Raw genomic sequence first — 4,343 nt, 5'->3', positions numbered from 1 at the left:
GCCATGATCATCATTTGTAGATACAGCAGCGTTGCAGATTTTCCGGCACCGGTGGGACCAAACAAAAACAAATGCGCGTTACGTGCACGATCATCGAGACTGAGCGGATCGCAAAGGAAGGGTTCGCCACCGCGATTGTTGAAACACAACAGCGGGTGACCGGTACCCGTTTCGCGACCGTACAAAGGCAGGATGTTGGCCAGGTGTTGTGCGTAGATAAGCCGGTTACGGCGTTTAATCTGATCCAACCGAAAATCATATCCCGCGGGGATATGTCGCAAATAATTATCCAGCCGATACAAGTCATCATCGGGGCCGATCACATCCAGGTTGCAGCTGCCTAACCAGCTGATGACTTCTTCCATTTGTCGTTCGAGTACCACATCGTCTTCAGCACGCAGCGCGATTGCCATCGAGAAGGGATAGACTTCATTGTTCGTCAGCAATTGCTCTCGTGCGTGCTCAATGGCTTTACGCGAGGCGGCCGCCTCTTGCGTCTGGGCCTTTGATCGCTTCTCAAGGATATCGAGGTGTTTTTTTGTGGCAGACCTGGCTTGAATCACAAACGTGATGATGAGCGTGGCGTAAGGCGGCAACTGATCCAGCACACAAACGGTATTATCACCTTGCTGGCGCTCCCCGCTGAGTACGCCAATCTCAGGCCGTTGTGTCATGCGCTCAACATTCAGTACCGTGTGAGGAATACCATCGAAATACCAATTGCGTGTTTCTTTATCGGAGCGCACATCCCCGGTCATCACATCGTCTGCCAATGAATAATCAAACGGTAAAAATTCTTCAGAGTCGGCCGCATCGGTTTCCTGGTAGGGATTTTGTTTTAAGTGTGCTTCCGTATCGCCCTGTGTTTGACGTGGAGACGGATGAAACCACCGAAATAACCAGTCGCGGATCTCGCGTCCGGACATGCGGTTCGCCTTGATGCCAACCGCGTTGAGATTGAGCAGGAATTTTTTGCACACGCCATCGAGTTCGGACGCCGGTGTGGCGCCTTTACGCAATTTCAATCCGCGAGTCAGGCGTCGGTAGATGACGATACGCACGCGGCGGTAGTTACCGCCCCAGGCGAGGTCGTTACCGCTGGAGTCATCGAGGAACAACCCTTCCGGCGCAGCCATATCTTCAATGTGTGGCGCATAGACATTATCGATATACCAGTCGGTGTACGGATGTATATCGCCGACTTGTTTTGCCTGGCGTTGTCGCGCATACGCACGGATCATTTCCGGCAATTGTTTAAACGAGGCCTTGTCGGGGAATGCGAACACCTGCACAACCCAGGGCGCGTTGGCGTGTCCAGGAAATGAGGAGACGATTGCGCGCTGGATCGCATTGCGCTTGTCAATCATGTACGCCGCAGAACGCGCTTCCGTGGAAATCGGTTTTACGTCGATGACAGCCGCGCAGCTATACGCGTCTTCCAAGAGGACGGCATCGTCGTTGCCCACGATTCCCAGCCACGGCAATTTGTCAGAAATGGATTGGGATTGGCGGTACGCCTTTTCGAGATCCTCATCCGTTGCCGGCGCATCACCGATCGGCGCACCACTAAGAAACAACTGCTTTAGCAAATCCATCACATCCAGGTTGCTCATGGCGCTACCTCGCCTGGCATGGCGTGTTGATCACGTTCGTACATGGAAAATGGCACGGTGTAACCGGGGATCGGCAATCCATCGATACCCACCGTATGGGGACGTACGTACATATACAGCGTGGGATTGGGCAAACGTGGAAAAAGATTTTCAATTTCCGTTTTCGCCTCACGGGTATAGCGATGGTATTGCGGAACAGCGACGTCCTGCGCAGGCCGTGCAGATCGCTCAACCGGCGCGGTGATGCCAGCCATCTGCTGGTCGTAAATGTCACGCATGGTGCGCCCATCTTTCGGCTCAGGAATGGAGCCGCAACCGGTGATAAACATCACCGCCAGGCACAAAAGAAAAATGACATTAATCGAGCGCATGGAGGCCTCCCGTGGATGAATGATCGTAGACAAGGCGGCGCGCATTGGAACGATGGTCAATGCGCAGGTCACGGGTGAAATGCACGGCTACATCAATCCCGGCCGGCGCATACACCGCGTCAAACGTGTCCTGGTATCGCTCCTGGTAAATGCGCATGAATTCTTCAAGCCCACTCGCCGCTTGTCCGTATCGACTGAACGCGCCTTTGTCACCCGTCACAGAGCCGACAACGGTGCCGGAACCCACGCCGGTGGTCGTGGTTTGCTCGGCTGATGCACGGTACTCGGCGTGGCCTTTCGCGGCACCGAGGAGTGCCATCCAGGAGGCCTGTTTGTAGGCATCCGTTAACTTGGTACCACGAATGCACGGCACACCCTGGGTGTCAGAGACATAGCCAATATATTTCGCGCCCTCATCGCCGTAGGTAGACGCAACGCCGGACTCAATAGAATCATCAACCGTGGTGGTGCCCGACATGTGATTGATACTGCCGTCGTCGAACACATAGGTACCGCCCGTCAATTGCACACTGACACAACCCAGTGTCCAATCGCCCTTTGCAATGCCATCCAGGATGATCCCATCGAGGCCGGGGATGTGATGCCCGTTCGCGGCCAGGTTGTCTTGGCCGAGTACCAGTTTCACCGGGAACGGATCGACGACGCTGCCGGATACCGGTACGCGTCCAATCAACGCGGTTAATGCCACCGCATCAAATCCTGTTGCACGCGCGGGGATGGTGTAATACGGCGTGGTGGTGCCCATCACTTTTTTGCTCAGTGACGAACCCAACTCTCCACTTGACCGCGAAATGGATGGCAACGACAAATCCGGAGACGACTCGGCGGAAACCTGCGTTGTCAGTGGTACCAGTCGGGTGTATCCGCGCAGGCCGGATGGATTCGCGGGCACGTCCTTGTCGGCAGTTCCGGTGTCAAATTCATACACCGACGCCCCGGTCCCGTACCCGAGATCCTGGATGTTTAATTGATCCATTTGCGAGGCAGCGCTCGTCGCCAATTCGTCCACTTTTTTCTGTAACTGACTTAAGGTTTCTGCCATGGCCGCCGAGCCAGCCGTTTGTGATGACCTGGCTTCTTCGCTCATCGCATCCAATTGCGTTTTCAGTTTTGTCACTTCCGTCAGTAACTCATCGTTGCGTCGGCGTTGTTCGCCATACTGCACTTGCACAGTCTTTAAGGTTTCGACGGTGGTATCGGCCGTCGCGGGTGCGGAGCGGTCACCGGCGTCCACCTGTGGACCAACCGGTGCGGCCACCGGTGGTGGCGCGGACGGCGCGGTGGAGCGATTAAACAATGCAACGAGCGCTGCCACGGCGATGACGGCGACGAGCACCCACTTCAAACGATTAGAACCCATACGCTAATTCCTCCAGAGCTTGCTTGAAGGGTGGCTTGGAAATCAGGTACAGGGTTGTTCGGTCTTCGAGTGAATTGGTGGCGCCGAGCCAGGTGTGTTGCGCGGTAATGGCAAGCCAATTGCCCCGCACACGACGCAGATCCAACTCAACGGTCACCGGCGATTGATTTACCACTTCCATCGCCGTGACGTGATGGCCATACCCGCGCCATTGGCCGATCAGACGATAGCGATAGGTTTCGCCTTTCTGGCTACTGAGCAAATCGACAGAGAGGTCTGTAGCTGCCACAGGCAACTGACGTATGCCCGAGGCCTTCGGTTGCAATCGCGCGGGTGCATACAGCAGCTGGCTGACATACCGGGTGAGCTCGATCGGAAAAGGATTTTTTGCATTGATCGTGGCGGAAGGTATCTCACCTGCATCGGACGATGCAGCGCCCTCTGTGGTGGCGACCAAGACGGGATTTTCCAAGCGGTAATCCACAGCACTCGCATCCTCAGTACTGCGAATGTCGAGCAGGTAAACCCGTTCGTTATCGAGCGACCGCGCGATAACGCGCATGGATTCAAACGCGCTCGCCGGCGTCCAATAAACCGCTTGTGCAGTTGGCTGAAGACTGTGCATCACGTGCGTTAGCTGAGCGGGGACATCGACATTTACCGCTTCGGGAAACATAAACCGGTGTTCGTGATTCGTCTTGAATGTCAATGCGATCGGCCGATCGGTGTGCACCAACCGAACAACCGCCGTGCTGGCGTTGACGCAAAGTGATATCGCGGCGACCAGAATACTTATCAACAAGGAGGCAGATTTACGCTTCAACATGCGGCAACCTATAAACGCTCGGGTTCGGAGAAAAAGCCACCGACCGACACGCCAAGTGCATTGCAGTCACGCTGATCAATGTAGGCATACAGTGGATACCGAACGACTACATCTTTGATGATCTCGCCGGATACCCGCTCTTCTAATGACAT

At 55.2% G+C, this 4,343-nt stretch carries 4 protein-coding genes; all 4 read right to left on the bottom strand.

Annotated elements, in window-relative coordinates; all coding sequences use genetic code 11:
* Positions 1-1,613 (bottom strand): TraC family protein (locus ACSV5M_RS21470; RefSeq protein ID WP_439178893.1); only part of this gene is annotated, 1,613 nt, incomplete at its 3' end.
* Positions 1,610-1,984, bottom strand: a complete 375-nt coding sequence (locus ACSV5M_RS21465) for a TIGR03751 family conjugal transfer lipoprotein (protein ID WP_439178892.1) — start codon at positions 1,982-1,984, stop codon at positions 1,610-1,612. The genes ACSV5M_RS21470 and ACSV5M_RS21465, both read right to left, overlap by 4 nt.
* The gene (locus ACSV5M_RS21460; RefSeq protein WP_439178891.1) at positions 1,971-3,365 is read right to left on the bottom strand and encodes a TIGR03752 family integrating conjugative element protein; all 1,395 of its coding nucleotides are present in this window, start codon (positions 3,363-3,365) and stop codon (positions 1,971-1,973) included. The genes ACSV5M_RS21465 and ACSV5M_RS21460 overlap by 14 nt, the downstream gene beginning before the upstream one ends.
* On the bottom strand, positions 3,355-4,191 hold the full coding sequence (locus ACSV5M_RS21455) for a TIGR03749 family integrating conjugative element protein (RefSeq protein WP_439178890.1): 837 nt from the start codon (positions 4,189-4,191) through the stop codon (positions 3,355-3,357). Before ACSV5M_RS21455 ends, ACSV5M_RS21460 begins: the two co-directional genes overlap by 11 nt.
* Between the last annotated feature and the right edge of the window lie 152 nt (positions 4,192-4,343).

The organism is Cellvibrio sp. ARAG 10.3, assembly GCF_051846955.1.
GTDB lineage: Bacteria > Pseudomonadota > Gammaproteobacteria > Pseudomonadales > Cellvibrionaceae > Cellvibrio.
The sequence above is the reverse complement of the archived record's forward strand: the minus strand, read 5'-3'. Positions and strand labels throughout refer to the sequence as shown.